Genomic DNA, 20,652 nt, shown 5'->3' on the forward strand with positions numbered 1-20,652 from the left:
CCGAAGCCGGAACGTTATGTTCCGTGAAGTTCTGATCAGCATTTGTGTACGCTAAAGAGTGCTGCGTTGGGCGAGTGCCGTATCTGCCAAGAAGCAACGAATATGCGGATCGCGTTGTGGACGATGCCGTCGCGGTCTGGTCTAACTTGCTTCAATATCAGGCCTCGCGCTTCACAGCGCTCTAATCCAAGACTTCTTGTAGTACCTCACCGCTCGCACCATTAGGACGTGCCGTGCTTACACTCCCCTTGTCTGGTAAGCCAAACGCTAGAATGTCAGGACGAGAAACACCGGCTTGATACAAAGCCTTGTCAAACGACAAATCAATCATTTGAAGGTCAGCCCCTGTCCAAACGGATACCGACGAATTAATAGTTCCCTCTTCAATTTGGCGCAGCTCGACATCCCATTGGGACAGCTCGCGGAATTGCGAAGGGTCCTGCAAAAAAGTGTGTTTGGGGCGCAGGTTGTTTTGGGGACTGATCGTATCCCAATGGATTACAGGCCGACGATGCACTAACAATCAATTTGGACCAGTCAGATGAGGCTGCTCAAGATCTCTTGCCGGTTTTCCAGGCCAAGGTCGGCCAGTTTGTACTCAAGTCGCACAAAAACACCAAGATACATTCCGCTACGTCGTCTTTTATCATTGATCTGGCATTGACTTCGACAGATAGAGAGGTGCGCGGTGGCTGTCTTCCTTCTCAAGTGGCGCATGTCAATGCGCCACCGGAGGACCTCCGGTGGCCTTTATTAACGGCTTACACACCTGCCACAGGCCCTATCAGAGGACGTCATGCCCCTTTCACCTGACGGTCAAGACCGCGCCACTCGCGCCATTGACCCTTTGCCAATACGCCTTATCAAGCGCGCTACACTGGTTTTTATCGGCCTGTTTTATTTCCTCTTCGTGGCCTTTGTCCCTCTTCTTTGCGTTCGGCGCAGAGGGTTTCGGGGTTGGTATTGGCGTCTGGTGAAACGATCATGTTCACGCCTGCTGTGGCTCCTCAGCATCCGCGTCGAGATGCGTCCTGAGGAAAAGAATGCCCTCGCCGCCGACACCAACAGCATCATTGTGGTCAACCACCGTAGCCATCTCGATGGCTTCAGTCTCATGCACGTGGTGCCCGACACAAAATGGTTCACTTTCGCGGCGAAGTCAGAGTTCTGGAACAGCAAACTCCTGCGCACTGGTTTTGATGGAGCGGGTCTGGTCCCTATCAACCGAGACTCCGGCTCAACGGCCATGGATACGCTGATAAAGGCTGTCAGGGAAATGCCTGTCCGCTGTTCCATCGTGCTATTCCCAGAAGGCACCCGATCCAAAACAGAATCGCTAGGGGACTTTAAAGCGGGTGCTGTCTTAGTCGCCCGAGAAACCGGCCGCACGATCACCCCTATTGTCATCCATGACAGCGATAGTCTACTTCCACGCGGCAAACATTTACCGCGCAGCGGGACGATCCGTGTGGAGGCATTGCCAACTTTCGCGTGCGATCTTACCGCTGGTGTGGATGAGGATCTGGCGCGATTGCGCAGGCAGATGATGGCTGTGTTTGAGCGGTGAAGTCTGTTTGACAGAGATATGCAGAAACTGAGTTTGTTGAGTTTCGGCTATTCGTCATCGTCGCCGGGGCTAAGGTTTTTTCTTACGTCATTACTTTGTATCTGATTCCGCAATCGATCAGCAGCTTTCTCACTGAAAACATCTCAAACCCGACGATTTTTATTTTCGCGGTCGGGCTCGTGTTGTTGATTATCGGCTTTCTCCTCGAAGCACTTTCCATGATGCTGATTATGGTTCCGGTGCTCTTCCCTGCGCTTGAAGTCATAGGAATTGATCCGATCTGGTTCGGTATCTTTTTCGTCGTCCTGATCGAGACAGCGCTAATCACTCCGCCGGTCGGATTGAACCTGTTTGTCCTTCAAGCTGTCGGAAAGGCGCGCCTTGAAGAGGTTATTCAAGGGGCTATCCCATTTGCATTCATAATGCTGGCAACGGCCGTGCTGTTGTGGTTCTGGCAGGATTTAGCGCTGTGGATTCCTTACAAGCTGTTCTAACGGAACAAGCGCCGCACTCAATAGGTTCATCCAAGCAGCCATACCCGGAAACCACCAGATCGAAACGGTGCCGTCCGACGGTGAATATTCCGCCTGGGGTTTCGAATACGGCCTCGGATCACCGAAGTTACTCAAACTGAATTATGACGGCTTCAAAGTCCTGATCGCTTGTGACCTTGGTGTGGTGACCCTTTCCCACCTTGTCTTCCATATGCCATACGTCGCCGGGGCCGATGTCACGATAGTTTCCATCACTTGCAGTGACGCGAATTTTGCCTGCAAGGCATATCAGCCTTTGCGCCACCGGGGTCGGATGGATGGGCTCGTTCCAACCGGATCGAAGCCGCAGGAACATTGTCTGTTTGACGCGCTCTGGCTTGGATAATTCGATGGCCTGTGCAGGCGGGGCGAAACTCCGTTCCTCGAGGTTGACGTCAATGTCATCCCAGTGGCTTTCGCCAGCAGCATCGGCATAAAGCTTGCAATACTTCACAGTGAATGTCCTTTCAGCCTTTTGCTGCGGGTAAACCTAAGAATGATCTGTCGCGTTAGTCGTTACTTGCGGGCCTAAAGCTGTGACCCGATCGGTAAAATACCCAGAAAACCAGAGACGATGTGATCCCAGACCGAACCCGTGGGCTCGGAATCGTATTCCAGTATTTCCCCGTCCGCTCCTCGTGTTCTCCATTTAAGCTGGCCTGCGCGTTCCAACGTCACCTGGTAGGTGTAGGCGGGCAGGGCCGCGTCCAATGCACCCATCGTTTGAACGGCCATCGCGGGCGAGTCGATCAGAATGCCCATTTCGGTATTGATGTTCACAGAACGTGGGTCCCAATTGAATGAGCCAACAAAGAGGTAACGGTCGTCGATGGCAAAAGCCTTGGAATGCAGGCCGGATCGGGATTGTGCCCAGTTGATACCGCGACGCTGAACCTGATAGGCGTCTGGTCGCAATTCATAAAGCTCAACCCCGCCGCGCAGCAGCGCCCTGCGTTTCTTGGCGTAATGCGCATAGACCGGCACGACATCATTTGACCCTAAGGAATTGGTTACGACCTTGACGTCCACACCGCGATTTTCCAACTCGGTCATCCATCGGACGCCATTGTTGCGCGGCACGAAATAGGCCGAGATGATATTTACCTCGCTGCTGGCAATTTCAAAATACGGCAGCAATTGCGATGCAAGAATGGGGTCGGACGTTTCAACGCCCGCAGCTTTTGAAGGCGGGTCCGCATACAAACGCGCGGGGACCCAATTCAGCCGCAGCGCGCCGTCGGCAAAATTCTCTTGCGCGGATTTCCTGAGCGCAGTGCCGTACTGGGTCTGTTTTGCTTCCTCCACCAACTCATTCAGCCTTGTGCGCGCATCGTTCAGGTCAAACGATTCCGGTTGTCCAACAACCACGCGTGCGGGAACGGCAAATTCACTGTTCCAATAGGAGTCAAAGCTTTGGGAAACTTCAGTAACGACTGGGCCTGCCGCCAGCACGTCCAGATCGGCATAGTTCATTTCTTCCCGGGCCAGGAAATACTCGGCCCCAATGTTGCGCCCCCCGACGATCGTGAAGGTGTTGTCTGCGGTCATGGATTTATTGTGCATCCGGCGATTGATGCGTTTGAAGTCTGTCAGACCCGCAATCAGCAGGCTTTGATCCCGCCAAAAGGGATTGAAAAGCCGGATCTCGATATTCTCGTGATAGTCCAGCGCTGCGGTCATGGTGTCGTAGCTGGACGTGTCCATGTCATCTAAAAGCAGCCGGACACGAACGCCCCTGTCTGCCGCCTGCAAAAGGCTGGCCGCAAACAGGTGGCCCGTGGGGTCATTGTGCAAAAGGTAGTACTGCGCGTCGATGGTATGCTCGGCCGCAGCGGCCAGCAAAAGCCTTGAAACCAGCGCTTGTTCCCCATCACTGATCAGTTTTACCCCGGACCGCCCATCCTTGGGATCGCCAAGCCGGTTGGCCGCGCGCACCAGGGCGCTGTTTGCGGGGGTCGCAAAGGACGACGAAACAGACTTTTCATAGCTGTGCGTTTTGGGGGAGCATGCAGCAAGAGCCAGCGTACAGCACAGACAAACCACGATAGCCCATGGCTTCATCGACATTCTCCCTCCGTTCCATCTCAGGTGACTACGCTTGTAGGGGTGATTGCAAGTTTGTTTCCGGATTCGCCGGGCCGTTTCTCAAGCCTGTGTTGTTTGGGCGAGACCCTAGAAGGCCCGGGCAGCGGTGTTCGCTGACCGCGTCGTTTTCAATTGAGGACGGAGCCTCGGATACCGAAGCTGGAGGAGTGTCGCGGGTTCTTGCAGGTCCGATAGGCCCCCTATTCTGATTATAAAGCACCTAACTGCGTCATGGCATCGTCACAGTCCCACAGATAGGCGACGAGCGTCAGGTTCGAGGTTTGCGGCTCAGCAACCCGTATTTCATGGCCCAGGATCGGAATGAACGACGTTTGCTTCTTTCTGATTTCACTGTGCGCGTGGACTGTGCGCCGCCTTGTCGATTGAATTCGAACACATCAATCACCCTCTCTGCACAGCCGCAGGCTTCACCCATGCCAACTTTGGCAAAGTAGAACTTCTCGAAACTTTCCGGGTTTTTCATGACAAATCTCCTGACACGATTGAACCCGTTTCGGGGGAAAATACCAAATCACATTTGGGATGGTCGCTGAAAACGTCGGCACGACCGAGTGTTTCCAAAATACAAGTCCTCAGAATTCGTGGCCGCGAAATCGTTGTTTTAGTTTTTCGTAAACCAAGACTGGGTTACGATCTGTCAATAGCATTGCGCGTCAATGACGATGCGCTTGGCAGTCGACAAAAACCGACAGGCGAACCCGCGATTGAAAAGACTTGTTGCGTACACATCGTTTTTGATCTGGAGTTTCGCCCAGCCTGCCACCGCGCAAAACCTTGATCCGGACGCCTCTGAAGCCGCCGCGCGCGCCGCGCTTGCGGTGCTGAGCGTCGCGGCCACACCGAACGAAACACTATCGTCCCTGTCCTTTCTGAGCGCATCTGGTGACGCGAGAAATCTGCGGTCCACGCAGCTGCGCGGCGGATTCAAACCGTTGGACAATGGCCTGTATCTGGAAGGCCAGTTTGCGTATCAGAATTATAACCCGCTGGTGATTTTTCCCGAGATTGGCTCTGATACCGAGCTGGATGTGACGTGGTCAAGCATCGCCGCGACCCTTGGTGTCGGGTGGGAGCTTCCGCTTACCAATAACTGGTACATCCGGCCAGTTGCGCACCTGTCGCTTGGCCATGTCACCACCGATGCGGTGTTTTCCAATTTTCCGCTGTTTCCGTCCCGTTCCAACGGGGCAGGCGCAGTGGACGGTAACCTTAACGCCTTTGGTGTCGGGGCGTCCCTGAGCGTCTTTCGCGAGGCACAATTCGGCCGTTGGGAGGCCGAGTACAGGTTACGTCAGACGTTTTTAGAGTTCTATCCGATAAACGAACCGCAAGCGGGGGATGCCCGTGCAAATTCGAACCAGACGACGTTGTTTTCGCGCTACCGTTATCCACTTGATAAGGTCAAGTTGCTGGGCCGTCCGTCAAAACTGGTTTTGGATGGGGGTGTTGTGCTTTACCACGGCGACAGCGCGATGGTGTTGGATACGGATTGGCTGGCGACGGTCGGTGTCGGAATTGAGGTCGATACCACACAGATTGGGCTGCCCGCCGTCGAGGGCGCTCGCGTCATGCTGAACGGCGTTATCGCCGATTCATTTTCCGGGTTTTCAGTTGGGTTTGGGGTGCGGTTCTGAACCTGCCACCAAAGGAAAGGGCGCAGAAAACCTGCGCCCTTAATACTGCTCTGGTTTTTGCCCGGATTATTTCCAGCCGGCTTCGTTAAAGATCTTTTGTGCTGTCGGCAGGTTTTCGGCGACATCGGACAGGACGACCTCATCCGCTTTGAACTCACCCAGCGATTTCACCGAGTCCGCCAGTGCGACGCCTTCAACCGCGGGGAATTCGTCATTCCCGGCGGAAAAATATTGCTGGGCGCTGTCGCTTGCCAAATATTCGAGGAAGAGAACGGCATTCTCTTTGTTCGGTGCATTTGCAGCCACACCTGCACCGGACAGGTTCATATGCGCGCCATAGCTGTCCTGGTTCGGGAAGACCCAACCGATTGCGTCGATATCGGCCGAGACACCTTTGACATCTTTGCGGATTGCACGGGCAAAGTAATAGGTGTTTGAAACCGCGATGTCGCATTCGCCGGATACGATACCCCGCAGCTGGTCGGTGTCACCGCCCTGTGGTTCACGGGCCATGTTGGCCACGATGCCTTCGGCCCATGCCTTGGCGGCCTCTGGGCCTTCATGGGTGACGATCGAAGCCAACAAGGTCTGGTTATACGTATTGCTGGACGACCGGATGCAGACCTGACCCTTGTATTCGGGCTTGGCAAGATCGGCATATGTCGCCGGCGGGTTGGCGACGTTTTCCTTGTCGAAGAAAATAATGCGGCCACGCTGCGAGAAGCCGAACCATTCATTGTCGCTATCCTTAAGGTTGTTCGGGATGCGCTCTTCCAGAACGGCGCTTTCGATCGGTTGCAAAATGCCTGCATTCTTGGCCCGTGAAAGGCGCGAGGTGTCGACGGTCAGCAAAATATCCGCGGGCGAGTTCGCGCCTTCGGCTTCCATCCGCGCGATCAGCTCATCGGCTTTGCCTTCGATGCGGTTGATGGTGATGCCGGTGGCCTTTTCGAAATCACTGTACAGGTTTTCGTCGGTGTCATAGTGGCGCGAGGAATAGAGGTTCAACTCACCCTCAGCAGCGGCAGAAGTGGCGATCAAGGCCGACAATGCGGCGGCGAAGTAGGTAGAGGATTTGAGCATCATAACTCCCAACATTGAAATGTGCGGCGTAGTAATCCGACTGAAATTGTCAATTAAACGATTCCCGAGAGGATGCAAGGAAATCTGACCAAATTAGTTGGTCAAATGGTCGCTGTTTTACTCCGCGTATTTTCAGGTTGTCCAGATGTAGCACTATATCTATTGATAAAATGTAATAACATAACGACAAATTGTACGCCGTATCAGAGGTTTTCGCCCAAATGATGCGCCTTTTCACTGAGTCCTTCAAATAGGTAGACACCCAATGACCGACACCCGCCTTCCCGTAACTGTTCTGTCCGGATTTCTTGGCGCAGGCAAAACGACATTGTTGAACCGCGTTCTGAACAACCGAGACGGCCGTCGCGTTGCCGTGATCGTCAACGATATGTCCGAAGTGAACATCGACGCTGACTTGGTGCGTGCCGACACTGAACTATCCCGCACGGATGAGACGCTGGTTGAGATGTCAAATGGCTGCATCTGCTGTACCCTTCGCGACGATCTGCTGGACGAAGTCCGGCGATTGGCCGGCGAAGGTCGCTTTGACTATCTGCTAATCGAATCCACCGGGATTTCTGAGCCATTGCCTGTCGCCGCGACGTTTGATTTCCGGGATGAGGCCGGCGTAAGCCTGTCGGATGTCTCGCGCTTGGACACAATGGTCACGGTGGTCGATGCGGTTAAACTGTTGGAAGACTTCTCTAGCCACGATTTTCTGGCCGATCGCAGAGAAACGCTCGGTGAAGAGGATGAACGCACGCTGGTCCATCTGCTGACCGATCAGATCGAATTTGCTGACGTGGTTATTCTCAACAAGATCGCGGATGCCGGAGCAGAAAGAGTAGACGCCGCGCGGAAAATCATTCGAAGCTTGAACGCTGACGCAAGGATTATCGAAACGAACCACTCGGACGTGGCAGCCGATGAAATCCTGGATACCGGCCTGTTCGATTTCGAAAAGGCGCATGAACATCCGATGTGGGCCAAAGAACTGCATGGTTTCGCGGATCATGTGCCCGAAACTGAAGAGTATGGCGTTTCCAGCTATGTATACCGCGCGCGACAACCCTTTGTGCCAGAGAAAATTCTGACGATCCTGAATGGCGATCTGCCGGGCGTCATCCGTGCAAAGGGGCATTTCTGGATCGCGACGCGCCCCGATTGGGTTGCCGAATTCTCATTGGCCGGTGCGCTGTCCTCGGTACAGCCACTTGGCACCTGGTGGGCGACAGTACCCGAAGAACGCAGACGAGATCACGAAAGCGCGCGGGCCAATATGCAAGCGCATTGGCAAGAGCCCTGGGGCGACCGGCGACAAGAGATCGTCTTCATCGGCAGCGGAATAGATTGGCCCTTGCTCAAAGCCCGGCTTGATTCTGCATTAGTTCCTGCCGCAGCCGCGGGACGCCTAGAAGATCTTCCCAATCTGCCCGACCCATTCCCAGTTTGGCGTCTGTCAGAGGCTGCAGCATGAATTTGGTGCGTGAAGTCGTCAAAGATGCCGCAATAGGTGTCGGCATAGCAGAAACGCCCGGGGACTTGTCGGTCATTCACAACCCCGGTTGCGCCGCAGCGATTTGGCGGCGCGACCCCTTGCCCGGCTTTCAGAACTGGATCAACAGGTTGGATCCCGCACGCCTGCCCAAAGCGCGCGTGATCCTGCGCCCCGACACAGTGCGCAGCGCGATGGTTGAGCTGGGCGAGGCGCATGGTACGCCCGAAGGTCCGGAACGTGACTTATTGGTGGATGATGTTGCCGCGATGGCAACCTTGTTTGCTGGTCTTATGGAATCAAAATGGCTTCGCCTGCGTTTGGATGTGGTAAACACAAATGCCTGCCGCAGGTTTCACATCGACGCAGTCACGTCGCGTTTGGTCTGCACCTATCGAGGGACTGGAACGCAATACGGAATTTCAAACGATGGCAACGAGCCGAAACGTGTTTTCACCGTACCAACGGGCGCGCCGATACTGTTGCGCGGAACGCGCTGGCCGGAAAGTCCGAAGTCCGGGCTTTTGCATCGTTCGCCACCAATCGAGGGAACAGGTGAAACACGGCTGGTGCTTGTTCTTGATCCTGTGGCGGACCCGGATAATGAACCCGACCATCTGTTCGCCCACTGATTTACGGGTTTGCCTTTGACCGTTCCGGTCCTTTTTGCGCATCAATCGTTCGAACAAAAAAACCGCGCTGAGAAGCGCGGTTTTTCTTCAACGGTATGTGCAGTTCTTAGCCCTGGCGAGCTTTGAACTTGCGCTGCGTCTTGTTGATCACGTAGACGCGGCCTTTGCGACGCACAACACGGCAATCACGGTGCCGGTTCTTGAGCGAGCGGAGCGAGTTCTTGACCTTCATGGGTCTGTCTCCAATCTGCGGCGCCTTCATCAAGGACGTGGCCAGCGCCTGGGTTTGCGGGTGTCCCGGGTCAGACCCGAAACAGTGAATAGATGGTGGGCGGTACAAGGATCGAACTTGTGACCCCTTCGATGTCAACGAAGTGCTCTACCGCTGAGCTAACCGCCCACTTAACCTTTGCGTTGCCCTGCCCCATAACGAAATGGGGCGCGGAACCCCGCGCCGGTAGCGGGGTCTATAAAAGGAGTCGCAAAGGGGTTCAAGGGGTTTGGTAGAACTATTTTCCGGTCTATGTTCAATGCGAACAAGGAGTCACCATGAAGAACGCTGCTTACGTATTGGATATGCCCGTCAAGCGCACGTCTTGCGTTGTATTTTCTTCTCCTCACAGTGGCCGGAACTACCCTGAAGCGATGCTGAACCGGACGGTTCTGAGCCAGAATGTGATTCGATCTTCGGAAGATGCATTCGTGGATCAGTTGTTTTCCGCAGCGACTGACCATGGTGCGCCCATAATATCCGCAACAAAATCAAGAGCCTACCTGGATCTTAACCGCAGTGCTGAGGAGTTGGACCCGGCTTTGATCCAGGGCGCGCGCCGCCACGGCCATAACCCTCGTGTCGCTTCGGGGCTGGGCGTGATTCCCAGGGTCGTCGCCAATGGGCGCGCAATCTATCGCGGGAAGCTGACGATGGATGAGGCGCGTTTGCGCATCGACACCTGCTGGCGTCCTTATCATGCGCGTCTCAAGTCGCTGCTGGCCGAATCGCACACCGCTTTTGGTCAGGCCATTTTGATTGATTGCCATTCGATGCCGCATGAAGCTGTTTCGATGGCCAGTACGACCACGTCCCAGCGCCCGCAGATCGTGTTGGGTGACAGATTTGGCGCTTCAGCTTCGACCGAGATTGTGGACCGGATCGAATCCGCGTTTGCCTCGGCGGGTCTGATCGTGGCGCGCAACGCGCCCTTCGCGGGCGCCTACGTGACACAGACCTACGGGCGGCCCGGGCGCAATCAGCACGCTATCCAGATTGAGATCGACCGATCTCTGTATATGGATGAGGTCAAAATCGCGCCGAACGGCAATTTCGCTGCGTTTCAGGACGTATTGCGGCAGGTCATACGGGAAATCTCGGGTATTGGCCGCGATCCGTTGCGTTTGGCGGCTGAGTAACCTCAGCGCAAAGCCCGGCCTTTGACAATCGCATCCGTTCCGAATCTGCGCCGGATTTCATCCGTTGCGCGTTCCGCCTGAGACCGCCTTGACGCGTCGGGGTCCAAAAGGTCCCCCGAGATGTCCGCCTGATCTTCGGGGCACAGATCGGATATTCCGCAACCCAACAGACGATATGGCCCTTTGTCGCCGACCTGATCGAATAGCCCACGTGCGGTGCGGTAGATGCGGTCTGCGATCTGCGTGGCGTCCCGCAACGAGACACGTCGGGTGATGACCTTGTGGTTTGCTTGTTTGAGTTTCAGGGTTACGACCCGTCCGGCCAGCCCTTTGGCTTTGGCGCGATCCGCAACTTTTTCGGACATGCGCCACAGATGCCCGTCAAGGATGTCCAGGCTGGCTGTATCCTCGAAAAACGTGGTTTCGTTGCTGATCGACTTCATTGGCTCGTGCGAAGAAACGCGCCGTTTGTCCTGACCGCGCGCCAGATGCCATAGCCGATACCCCATAGATCCGAAGCGGGCTGTCAGTGCCTCCTGATCCCAGCGTAATAAATCCGAGAAGGCGCGGATGCCGGCACGATCCAGCGATTCCTGTGCCGCCGGGCCGATACCCCAGATCAGGCGCACCGGTTTGTCATACAGAAACTCGGCGGTCTCAGCTTTTCCAATAACTGAAAACCCACGCGGCTTGTCCAGATCTGAGGCGACTTTGGCTAGAAACTTGTTGTGCGACAGACCGATCGAGCCTGTTACACCCAGTTCGTCCTTCATCCGCTTAACCAACCTTGCCAGCATGGCCGCAGGTGGCGCGCCATGCAGTCGCTGCGTACCGGACAGATCCATGAATGCTTCGTCCAGTGACAGCGGTTCGATCACGGGAGTCAATTCGTCCATCATGGCTCTGATCTGGCGTGACACCTCGGCGTAGACCGACATGCGAGGCTTGATGACCACGGCGTCCGGGCACAGTTGCAAGGCTTTGAACATTGGCATCGCAGAGCGGACGCCCCGAATACGCGCCACATAACACGCGGTTGACACGACACCGCGTTTGCCGCCTCCGATGATCACCGGTTTGTCGGCCAGATCGGGATTGTCCCGCTTTTCAACCGAGGCATAAAAGGCGTCGCAATCCATATGCGCGATGGACAGGTCGAACAGCTCGGGGTGCGTCTTGATCCGCGGGCTGCCGCAGGAAGGGCAGCGCGCTTCCTGTTCCAGAATCGAAAAGCAGTCGCGGCATAAAGCGGGCATTACATTTACATCTCAGTTTTATGCGCTTTGTCATATCAGGCGTTACTGGCTAAAATTTATCTGGTCGGGCAGCAAAGAGAAAGCGCTCATGCAATTCACGGGGGCGAAGGTCGCACTGTTTCTTGGATCGGACCTGTTGGTGATTCAACGGGACGACAAGAAGGACATTCCATTCCCGGGCTATTTCGACTTTCCCGGCGGTGGGCGCGAAGGGGCCGAAACCCCGTTGCAATGCGTCAGGCGCGAAACACTGGAAGAAGTCGGTCTGCACCTCGCCAAGGCTGATTTCGTCTGGTCGCGCATGTATGGGCAAAACTGGTTCTTCGCAGCACATCGGCCACCCAGCGACGTCAACCTGATTAGGTTTGGCGATGAGGGGCAGGGATGGTGTTTGATGGCGCCGGACATTTACCTTGAGAATGCATTGGCGGTGCCGAATTTCGCGATCCGCCTACGTGACTACTTGGTCCAAGGTAGGCCGTCTTTTGACATGTGAGGTTTTCAGAAGAAGACCCCCCGCGATTGGCGGGGGGAGGTGACGGACCTCAGGAAGAGATGGTCCGCGGGGAGTATCACGTCCCCAGAATCGCGCAAATTCCCGGATTTAGATAGGATCTAGGTCACACAGCCAAAACTCGCATATCTCATGTGTGTTTTGGGGCACAGGGACGATTTGGCGCGGAAATGGCAAAAAGTGACGTAAGGTCAACTGCTTGAGTCGCGTAAATCGACAGTAATTGCCTGCGCGGACGCGGCCATCCGGCATCAAACCCTAAAAATTTTAACCTGCAAGGCGTCGAGAATTAAGCCCTGTTCGGCGCTTTTGCCTGCGGTGAAGCCAATTCGGCAAGGATTGCCTCGGCGGCAGCTATAGGGTCGTCAGCCTGATAGACAGGTCGGCCCACGACGATGTGGTCCACGCCATTTGCGACGGCATTTGCGGGTGTTGCAACTCGTTTCTGATCGCCAAGCGCGGCACCTGCGGGGCGGACGCCAGGGGTCACGATCAGGCGACCTTCGGCCTGGGGCAGGGCACGGATTAGCGCGGCTTCTTGCGGGCTGGCGATGACGCCGTCGGCACCAGCCTCAAGCGCGCGTGCAGCGCGTTCGACCACCAGATCCTGCACGTTGCCCTCTTTCAGAAGGCTGGCATCCAGGTCGTCGCGGTTCAGCGAGGTCAGGATGGTAACGGCCAAAATCTTGAGGTCTTTGCCAGCGGCCCCTTCTTTCGCGGCCCGAACCACATGCGGATCACCATGCACCGTCAGGAAATCCAGATCGAATTGCGCCAGCCCGCGAACGGCGTTTTCGACGGTGTTGCCGATATCGAACAGCTTCATGTCCAGAAAGATGCGCTTGCCGTGTTCCTGTTTCAGTTCATTGGCCAATGCCAGCCCGCCACCGGTCAGCATGCCCAGCCCGATCTTGTAGAAGGAAACGCTGTCGCCCAGCTGTTCGGCCATGGCCAGCCCCTGCAGAGCGTTGGGAACATCTAGGGCTACGATCAGGCGATCATCGGACATGGGGCAGGCTCCTTTTTGGCAAACGTCTGCGTCCTAGCGGTTTCGGGCGGCTGTGTCCATGCAGGGCGCGCGGGTGATCGAGATCACGCAGCTTTGGACCAACTGTGATATGGTGCCCACCATCCACAAGAATTTTCGATGGGGGAACTATGAAACAGGTTTTTGGAGTTGGGATTATTCTGATCTTGGTGGGATGTCAGGATATGCCACTAGAAAATGAGGCGGCAGATACGGTCATCAAATCTCCGACCAATGAAAATTTGCGGTTGGTGGGGGGGTACCGTTCGACCGACGATGACTGCCAATTGACGGGTGAGACGTCGTTTACGGTCAATTTTCTGGATGATGCAGCAGACCTTGTTTCCTGCCCGACGGGCAGCGACGCCGCGGAATCGCTGGTGGACATGTACGCCGCGCGCGAGGTTGCGCAGACCGGAGGCTACACCGTCTATTCCATACCTCGACGATAAGTCTGAAATTGCGCGCCAGCCTCTTGAATGAACAAAGATATTTCCCAGATTGAATGCGAGGCCCAGACCGACGCGTGCCGCCAAGCGGGCGCATCACATTCAGGGCGCTTAGGAAAAGGAGAATACTATGGACTTGAACAAGTTCACCGAGCGGGCACGGGGATTCGTGCAGGCGGCGCAGACGATTGCGCTGCGCGAGGGGCACCAGCGACTGATGCCCGAACATCTTTTGAAAGCATTGATGGATGACGATCAGGGGCTGGCCAGCAACCTGATCACACGCGCCGGTGGCGCGCCGACCCGCGTGGTCGAAGCGCTGGACGCTGCGCTGTCTAAGATTCCGAAAGTCAGCGGCGATGCGAGCCAGATCTACATGGATGGTCAGACCGCCAAAGTTTTCGCAGAAGCCGAGAAAATCGCGACCAAAGCAGGCGACAGCTTTGTGCCCGTCGAGCGCGTTCTGATGGCGCTTTGCATGGTGAAATCCAAGGCCAAAGAGGCGTTGGAGGCCGGTGCCGTATCCGCCCAGAAACTGAACGAAGCGATCAACGACATCCGCAAGGGTCGCACGGCTGACACCGCATCGGCGGAAGAAGGCTATGATGCGCTCAAGAAATATGCGCGTGACCTGACCGAAGCCGCAGCTGAGGGCAAGATCGATCCGATTATCGGGCGCGATGAAGAAATCCGCCGCTCGATGCAGGTTCTGTCGCGTCGCACCAAGAACAACCCGGTTCTGATCGGTGAGCCCGGCGTCGGTAAAACCGCGATTGCCGAGGGCATGGCCCTGCGCATCATCAACGGTGACGTGCCGGAGTCGTTGAAAGATAAAAAGCTGCTTGCGCTCGACATGGGTGCGCTGATCGCCGGTGCGAAATACCGTGGTGAGTTCGAAGAACGCCTCAAGGCCGTTCTGACCGAGGTGACTGAGGCCGCCGGTGAGATCATCCTGTTCATTGATGAGATGCACACGCTGGTCGGAGCAGGGAAATCTGATGGTGCGATGGACGCCGCCAACTTGATCAAGCCTGCGCTTGCCCGGGGTGAGTTGCACTGTATCGGTGCGACCACGCTGGATGAGTATCGCAAGTACGTGGAAAAAGACGCGGCCCTTGCGCGCCGGTTCCAGCCGGTTGTGGTGCAGGAGCCGACTGTCGAGGACACGATCAGCATCCTGCGCGGCATCAAAGAAAAGTACGAGCTACACCATGGTGTGCGTGTTTCAGACTCGGCTTTGGTGTCGGCAGCGACCCTGTCGCATCGCTACATCACTGATCGCTTTCTGCCCGACAAGGCCATCGACCTGGTCGATGAAGCGTCGGCTCGCTTGCGGATGGAAGTGGACAGCAAGCCAGAGGAACTTGATCAACTGGATCGTCAGATTCTGCAGATGCAGATCGAGGAACAGGCGCTGAAGCTCGAAGATGATGCGGCCTCCAAGGACCGTCTGGAAACCTTGCAAAAGGATCTGGCCGATCTGCAGGAGAAATCTGCCGAGATGACCGCCCAGTGGCAGGCTGAACGCGACAAGCTTGCTGGCGCACGCGATCTGAAAGAGCAGCTCGACAAGGCACGCGCTGATCTGGAGATCGCCAAGCGTGAAGGCAACCTCGCCAAAGCGGGTGAGCTGTCTTACGGCGTCATCCCAGAGCTTGAGAAAAAGCTGACCGAGGCCGAAAATGCCGAAAGCAGCCAGATGATGGCCGAGGAAACGGTGCGTCCGGAACAGATCGCTTCTGTGGTTGAACGCTGGACTGGTATCCCGACCTCGAAGATGCTGGAAGGCGAGCGCGAGAAGCTGCTGCGGATGGAAGACGATCTGCATTCCCGCGTGATCGGTCAGGATGCGGCGGTCACTGCTGTGGCCAATGCTGTACGTCGTGCGCGTGCGGGCCTGAACGACGAAGGCCGCCCGTTGGGCTCGTTCCTGTTCCTCGGGCCCACGGGTGTAGGTAAGACCGAGCTGACCAAAGCTGTGGCGAACTTCCTGTTCGACGACGACAACGCGATGGTGCGTATCGATATGTCCGAGTTCATGGAGAAACACGCGGTTGCCCGTCTGATCGGCGCCCCTCCGGGCTATGTCGGCTATGACGAAGGCGGCGTGCTGACCGAAGCCGTGCGGCGCAGGCCCTATCAGGTAGTGCTGTTCGATGAGGTCGAAAAGGCGCACCCGGATGTGTTCAACGTGCTGTTGCAGGTTCTGGATGATGGAGTTCTGACCGATGGTCAGGGCCGTACCGTGGACTTCAAGCAAACGCTGATCGTCCTGACGTCGAACCTTGGGTCTCAGGCGCTGAGCCAGTTGCCCGAAGGTGCGGACAGTGCGCAGGCCAAGCGTGACGTGATGGACGCGGTCCGGGCGCATTTCCGGCCCGAGTTCCTGAACCGTCTGGACGAGACGATCATCTTTGACCGGCTCAAGCGGGAAGACATGGATGGCATTGTCGATATCCAGATGGCGCGTTTGCAGAAACGCTTGGCCGCCCGCAAGATCGAGCTGGTCTTGGATGGCGCCGCCAAGGAATGGCTTGCCGACGAGGGCTATGACCCGGTCTTCGGTGCCCGTCCGCTCAAGCGGGTGATCCAGCGTGCCTTGCAGAATCCGCTGGCCGAGGCGTTGCTTTCTGGTGAGATTAAGGACGGAGAAACCGTCCCTGTAACCGCCGGCCCCGATGGCCTGATCATAGGCGACCGACTGGGCACGTCAGAGCGTCCACGGCCTGATGATGCCGTGGTGCACTAAACCGAACAAAGGCCCGCTTAATTGGCGGGCCTTTTTTTATTTGCGGTTGTAGCCCCAAAAGTATGCTGTTCAGGCAGGTCGCAACTGAACCAGAGAAAACGAGGACGCATCCAGAGCGTTCATCGGAAAATCCATTGTCTCTGGCCCCAACCCCAGCCCGGCCAGATAGCTTTCGGTCCCTTTGCGCCCAAATATATGCTCAAGCACAGAAAAGCTTTGTTGGGTAGCGTAGGTGCCAACCTCATCAGGCGAGATGTTGAAACGAAATGGTTCACCGACCCCAGCCACGGCCTTCCCAATACTATCGACTTCCTGCTGTGCCTGCGACGCTGCCGCGGTCGAAGCGTAGGTCGTCAGAAATCGCGTTTCCTTCGCGCCATTTGACCGGATCATTGCGTAAACGTCCGCAACTTCGGGCGGCGCTACATATTCCAGCGAAACCTCGGCAATAAAGACTGTGCCCATTTCGTGGTCGTAGCCGAGGGACTGCAACTTTTCGAGAGTTGCCTCACGGGAGAAATCAACTGCGGTGTATTGAACGTTCGGCGGTACGCCAAAATTGGCACTGACCAACGACCGCTTGGCTTCGATGGTTTCGGGGCGGTCGACCTCGAAAACCGGAATGTGGCTGTGACCGTTGGACAGCCTCAGGCCAAGCGTATCGAGGCCCGCGCCAAGCACAACGATCTGACGTGCACCATTCTTGATCGCAGTAAGCGCGCGGCTTTGCATGAACGTCTTGCGCCACAGGACCGACGCGACAAGGCGACGAGCCACCGAGCGATCATCGGCGAATTTAAGCACGGCATCCCAATCGGTTGCCTGGTCCAGGACCTCGGGCCCTTCCACTGACCCGTTTCGAAATAGCTGTTCGGCAAATGGGTCGTAGAATACGCGTCGGTATGTCGGGTTACGGTTTACCAATGCGCAAAAGGCGCAAACCCCAAGGGCGGTGCGGCTTAGTCCGGGAATTGAGCTTTGCGGAACATAAAACATATGAAACTCACCGTGGTTGCATTCACAGGAACAGAGTTTGAATACCCTGACAACCAGCAGAGTTCAGATCACCCCGTCAATGTAGCCGGCTTTCGGGAAATTGAGCCCGCCAGGCAGGCGGGCCACTTCATTAAATCATCGCGAAAATACGCGCAGGTCCTCCGGTGCCACCGGCGTGTTTCGGAGCACCAATCACAATCGTCGCGCCAGCGGCCGGCACACGATCCAAGCCTGCGATATTCTCAATTCCGAAACGGCCCGTGGGCAGCCATGCATAGTGAGTTGCGAAGTCGGTTGAGATGCCGTGGTCGAGGGACAGCGTGTCTGATGCAATAGAGCGCGCGCCGGTCTCTTCGATCAACATCATTGCGGCTTCGGGGTGGAAGCCGGGGTAATGTTGTGCCTGACCGTCGAAACCGCGATAGGCGTCGCTGTCGGCTTTGGCGGCCCAACCGGAATACAAGGCCACGCAAGCGCCATCAGGAATATCGCCGTTGGCAGACATCCACGCCTTCAGATCATCCGGGGTTAGCAGCGTATCAGCATCCTCGGCGGCCCGGGCCGCGATGTCGACGACGCATAGCGGCGCGACAAGATCAGAGACCGGGATTTCATCCACCGAGGCACCGTCCGCCGAAAAGTGCAGTGGCGCGTCGATATGGGTGCCCGTGTGTTCATTGACCGTCAGGCGCTGCAGGTTAAAGCCGTGTTCGCCGAAATTGAAAACCTGTTCGGAGGCATATCCCGGCTCACCAAAAAAAGTTGGGAAATCGGCGCTGAGCGTGTGGGTCATGTCCTCAACCTTGCCCACACCAGCGGCCAGGGCAATTGGTGCACTGGCTCCAGTGGCGGCAACGGCCACACCAGTGGCGGCGGCGGCTTTGAAGAACCCTCTTCTAGACAGCATACGGTCTTTGACCGCGTTCATCACGCAGATGTCACACATTCGTCTTCTCCCTTTAGTCTTGCCCGACAATCGGGTGGACAGCGGATCTAAGGGCCTGTTGGCCAATCCTGGCAACAAGACTGCAAGTTGCGTGAAGCAGTTGTAAAGATTGAAGGTCCGGGTATTCCGCCTGAATTGGGCGTTGCGAGTTCAACTTGGCGTGACAGGTGCTAACGGTATTGGCGCAATTCGCCCTCGGGGATGTCTGATGTGATTTGGTATGGACTTAGCGTGAATCGTTACAGTCTCGTCTCCCAATCGTGACGCATGTTGCCTTGGCGGTGTGGTATCAGCGGATTATCTGGAATCTCAGGCTAGCTTACCAAGGAGACTTAAATGGCGCATCGCTGGACCAATACACTGACACATGCCGACGTCACGCCACAGGCGGCGTTTTTGAATCGGCGGCAGGTGATGGCCGGCCTGGCGGGTGTAGGATTGGCGGGGCTGGCCAGACCGGCAGCGGCGCAGGAAGCACTTGAATCCAACACCTGGGAAGAGATCACCTCGTACAATAACTACTACGAATTCGGGACCCGCAAGGAAGATCCCGCAAGATATGCGCATACCCTGGTGACCGAACCCTGGAGCGTCACGATCGACGGTCTGGTCGACAAGCCGGGTGAATATGACTTCAAGGACATCATGTCCGAAATGACGGTCGAAGAGCGTATCTACAGATTCCGCTGTGTCGAGGCCTGGTCGATGGTCGTCCCGTGGAATGGCTTTGAACTGGCGGACCTTCTGAATATGGCTGGCGTACAAGAAGGTGCCAAGTATGTGGCCTTTGAAACGGCATACCGACCCGATGAGATGCCGGGCGTTCAGTTCCCGATCCTCGAATGGCCATACCGGGAAGGCTTGCGCCTGGATGAGGCGATGCACCCGCTGACTATTATGGCGACTGGTATCTACGACAAACCTATCCCGAACCAAAATGGCGCGCCGCTGCGTCTGGTGGTGCCGTGGAAGTACGGTTTCAAGTCTATCAAGTCTATTGTTCGCATCACCGTTTCGGATGTCGAGCCGCCCACCAGTTGGAACATGTCGGCCCCGCGCGAGTATGGCTTCTATAGTAACGTGAACCCCAACGTGGATCATCCGCGCTGGTCGCAGGCCTCGGAACGTCAGATTGGCGGCGGTCTCTTTGCCAAGCGTATCCCGACGCTGATGTTCAACGGTTACGAAGAAGAGGTCAGCGGACTTTACGACGGTATGGATCTGAAGGAATTCTACTAAGACCATGCAGACGCTGAATCAGATATTGCGCCGCATTCCGGTGTGGCTGGTCTACTTCCTGGGGGCGCTTCCGGCGCCCTGGCTGTTTTACCAGGGGCTGACCGGCGGTCTGGGCGTGGATCCGATTGAGGCGTTGGAGCACCGGTACGGCGAACTGGCGCTTCAACTGTTGATCGTCGTGTTGGCAATTTCTCCGCTGCGGCGGTTCTTTGGGCTGAACCTGCTCAAATTCCGCCGGGCGCTGGGCGTGCTGACCTTTGCCTATGTCAGTCTGCATCTTTTGGTGTGGCTGGTGTTGGACGTGCAGCTTCCCAGCCAAATCTGGGCGGATATCTTGAAGCGTCCCTATATTACAGTCGGCATGGCAGCGTTTATCCTGATGATGCCGCTGGCGGTAACATCAAACAACCTGTCCCTGCGCAAATTGGGGGCCCGTTGGCGCATCCTGCAGCGGCTTGCCTTTCCCGCCGCGATTCTGGGCGGGCTGCATTATGTCATGCTATCCAAGGGATTTCAGATCGAACCACTGGTCTACCTGTCTCTGATCGTTAGTCTGATCCTGCTGCGTATTCCGGTTTCCGGCCTGCTGACTTGGTTCCGTGCGACCGATTCCGCCTGACTCGGTACCGAGTCTGTGGGTAACTCTGTCTAATACTCCAGATTCGCTGCCACCTACTCTGTCGATCGCTTTGTTTGGAATAGTCGTCGCTTGTTAATATATTGTTTTTATGTAATAAATTAGGAAAACTCGGTTTTTTGTAAGTTTGTCCAATTTTCTGCTTGCGGACTTATGCGGTTATACTTAGAACCCCCTTCACCGGCGCTGCTGAGGCGGTGCTGACGGGTCGGAGAGACGGCCGGACGGGTTGGAGAGACAGCCGGACGCATCGGAGAGACGGTGGGCATCTTAGGGACTGATTTAGGCGGGCGCGCTGATGTTATTGGCGCAACGGTCTGATTTTTGGCTCTGGGTGTTATGTTCTTTGACATTGATGGATAACTGAAGAGATATGTGG

At 56.1% G+C, this 20,652-nt stretch carries 19 protein-coding genes, 1 tRNA gene and 1 pseudogene; 11 read left to right on the forward strand and 10 right to left on the reverse strand.

Going from position 1 to position 20,652, the window contains the following annotated elements; genetic code table 11:
* Window positions 1–796: 796 nt before the first annotated feature.
* Window positions 797–1,567: a lysophospholipid acyltransferase family protein gene (locus RUA4292_RS16240; RefSeq protein WP_058278551.1), complete on the forward strand. Its 771-nt coding sequence runs from the start codon at window positions 797–799 to the stop codon at window positions 1,565–1,567.
* Window positions 1,568–1,620: 53 nt separating this feature from the next.
* Window positions 1,621–2,061, forward strand: a pseudogene (locus RUA4292_RS16245) (TRAP transporter large permease subunit); the annotation flags it as partial.
* A 127-nt stretch (window positions 2,062–2,188) separates the two neighbouring features.
* Here RUA4292_RS16245 and RUA4292_RS16250 read toward each other — a convergent pair.
* The 3 genes from RUA4292_RS16250 to RUA4292_RS16260 all read right to left on the reverse strand — a co-directional run bounded on the left by RUA4292_RS16250 (window position 2,189) and on the right by RUA4292_RS16260 (window position 4,669).
* A complete protein-coding gene (locus RUA4292_RS16250) occupies window positions 2,189–2,554 on the reverse strand; it encodes a cupin domain-containing protein (RefSeq protein WP_058278553.1) in 366 nt (121 codons plus the stop codon).
* A gap of 74 nt (window positions 2,555–2,628) precedes the next feature.
* Window positions 2,629–4,161: a phospholipase D family protein gene (locus RUA4292_RS16255; protein WP_058278568.1), complete on the reverse strand. Its 1,533-nt coding sequence runs from the start codon at window positions 4,159–4,161 to the stop codon at window positions 2,629–2,631.
* Between the two features lie 292 nt (window positions 4,162–4,453).
* Window positions 4,454–4,669, reverse strand: coding sequence for a hypothetical protein (locus RUA4292_RS16260; protein ID WP_058278554.1), 216 nt, complete (start codon window positions 4,667–4,669; stop codon window positions 4,454–4,456).
* Between the two features lie 241 nt (window positions 4,670–4,910).
* On the opposite strand from RUA4292_RS16260, the gene RUA4292_RS16265 reads away from it, so the two are divergent.
* The gene (locus RUA4292_RS16265; RefSeq protein WP_158507051.1) at window positions 4,911–5,840 is read left to right on the forward strand and encodes an autotransporter domain-containing protein; all 930 of its coding nucleotides are present in this window, start codon (window positions 4,911–4,913) and stop codon (window positions 5,838–5,840) included.
* A 66-nt stretch (window positions 5,841–5,906) separates the two neighbouring features.
* On the opposite strand, the gene RUA4292_RS16270 is transcribed toward RUA4292_RS16265, so the two are convergent.
* Complete coding sequence (locus tag RUA4292_RS16270; RefSeq protein ID WP_058278569.1) at window positions 5,907–6,923, reverse strand: Fe(3+) ABC transporter substrate-binding protein; 1,017 nt, start codon at window positions 6,921–6,923, stop codon at window positions 5,907–5,909.
* A gap of 265 nt (window positions 6,924–7,188) precedes the next feature.
* On the opposite strand from RUA4292_RS16270, the gene RUA4292_RS16275 reads away from it, so the two are divergent.
* A complete protein-coding gene (locus tag RUA4292_RS16275; RefSeq protein ID WP_058278556.1) occupies window positions 7,189–8,400 on the forward strand; it encodes a GTP-binding protein in 1,212 nt (403 codons plus the stop codon).
* Entirely contained in the window at window positions 8,397–9,050 is a 654-nt protein-coding gene (locus tag RUA4292_RS16280) for a DUF1826 domain-containing protein (RefSeq protein WP_058278557.1), read from the forward strand. Before RUA4292_RS16275 ends, RUA4292_RS16280 begins: the two co-directional genes overlap by 4 nt.
* 106 nt (window positions 9,051–9,156) lie before the next feature.
* On the opposite strand, the gene ykgO is transcribed toward RUA4292_RS16280, so the two are convergent.
* Together ykgO and RUA4292_RS16285 are read right to left on the reverse strand one after the other, a co-directional pair.
* Window positions 9,157–9,282 carry a type B 50S ribosomal protein L36 gene (gene ykgO, locus RUA4292_RS24140; protein WP_005648635.1) on the reverse strand — a complete coding sequence of 42 codons (126 nt, stop codon included), beginning with the start codon at window positions 9,280–9,282 and terminating at the stop codon, window positions 9,157–9,159.
* Window positions 9,283–9,375: 93 nt separating this feature from the next.
* A tRNA-Val gene (locus tag RUA4292_RS16285) sits at window positions 9,376–9,450 on the reverse strand.
* 149 nt (window positions 9,451–9,599) lie between these two features.
* On the opposite strand from RUA4292_RS16285, the gene RUA4292_RS16290 reads away from it, so the two are divergent.
* Window positions 9,600–10,460: an N-formylglutamate amidohydrolase gene (locus RUA4292_RS16290; RefSeq protein WP_058278558.1), complete on the forward strand. Its 861-nt coding sequence runs from the start codon at window positions 9,600–9,602 to the stop codon at window positions 10,458–10,460.
* Between the two features lie 2 nt (window positions 10,461–10,462).
* Here the strand turns inward: RUA4292_RS16290 and RUA4292_RS16295 are convergent, their stop codons facing one another.
* Window positions 10,463–11,716 (reverse strand): DNA polymerase IV, encoded by a 1,254-nt coding sequence (locus tag RUA4292_RS16295; RefSeq protein WP_058278559.1) that lies wholly within the window; start codon window positions 11,714–11,716, stop codon window positions 10,463–10,465.
* Between the two features lie 88 nt (window positions 11,717–11,804).
* Here RUA4292_RS16295 and RUA4292_RS16300 point away from each other — a divergent pair, with 88 nt between their 5' ends.
* Window positions 11,805–12,212 carry an NUDIX domain-containing protein gene (locus tag RUA4292_RS16300; RefSeq protein ID WP_058278560.1) on the forward strand — a complete coding sequence of 136 codons (408 nt, stop codon included), beginning with the start codon at window positions 11,805–11,807 and terminating at the stop codon, window positions 12,210–12,212.
* A 307-nt stretch (window positions 12,213–12,519) separates the two neighbouring features.
* Here the strand turns inward: RUA4292_RS16300 and pyrF are convergent, their stop codons facing one another.
* Window positions 12,520–13,239, reverse strand: a complete 720-nt coding sequence (gene pyrF / locus RUA4292_RS16305) for an orotidine-5'-phosphate decarboxylase (protein ID WP_058278561.1) — start codon at window positions 13,237–13,239, stop codon at window positions 12,520–12,522.
* 149 nt (window positions 13,240–13,388) lie between these two features.
* Between pyrF and RUA4292_RS16310 the strand changes: the two genes are divergently transcribed.
* Together RUA4292_RS16310 and clpB are read left to right on the forward strand one after the other, a co-directional pair.
* Entirely contained in the window at window positions 13,389–13,709 is a 321-nt protein-coding gene (locus tag RUA4292_RS16310) for a hypothetical protein (RefSeq protein WP_058278562.1), read from the forward strand.
* A gap of 127 nt (window positions 13,710–13,836) precedes the next feature.
* Entirely contained in the window at window positions 13,837–16,455 is a 2,619-nt protein-coding gene (gene clpB, locus RUA4292_RS16315; RefSeq protein ID WP_058278563.1) for an ATP-dependent chaperone ClpB, read from the forward strand.
* A gap of 69 nt (window positions 16,456–16,524) precedes the next feature.
* On the opposite strand, the gene RUA4292_RS16320 is transcribed toward clpB, so the two are convergent.
* Together RUA4292_RS16320 and RUA4292_RS16325 are read right to left on the reverse strand one after the other, a co-directional pair.
* Window positions 16,525–17,451, reverse strand: coding sequence for a class I SAM-dependent methyltransferase (locus RUA4292_RS16320; RefSeq protein ID WP_058278564.1), 927 nt, complete (start codon window positions 17,449–17,451; stop codon window positions 16,525–16,527).
* Window positions 17,452–17,581: 130 nt separating this feature from the next.
* Window positions 17,582–18,397, reverse strand: a complete 816-nt coding sequence (locus tag RUA4292_RS16325; protein ID WP_058278565.1) for a cyclase family protein — start codon at window positions 18,395–18,397, stop codon at window positions 17,582–17,584.
* A gap of 336 nt (window positions 18,398–18,733) precedes the next feature.
* Between RUA4292_RS16325 and msrP the strand changes: the two genes are divergently transcribed.
* The gene (gene msrP, locus RUA4292_RS16330; protein ID WP_058278566.1) at window positions 18,734–19,636 is read left to right on the forward strand and encodes a protein-methionine-sulfoxide reductase catalytic subunit MsrP; all 903 of its coding nucleotides are present in this window, start codon (window positions 18,734–18,736) and stop codon (window positions 19,634–19,636) included.
* 4 nt (window positions 19,637–19,640) lie between these two features.
* Window positions 19,641–20,255, forward strand: coding sequence for a protein-methionine-sulfoxide reductase heme-binding subunit MsrQ (gene msrQ / locus RUA4292_RS16335; RefSeq protein ID WP_058278567.1), 615 nt, complete (start codon window positions 19,641–19,643; stop codon window positions 20,253–20,255).
* Window positions 20,256–20,652: the final 397 nt, after the last annotated feature.

Origin of the sequence: Ruegeria atlantica, assembly GCF_001458195.1 — a bacterium.
GTDB classification, from domain to species: Bacteria; Pseudomonadota; Alphaproteobacteria; order Rhodobacterales; family Rhodobacteraceae; genus Ruegeria; species Ruegeria atlantica.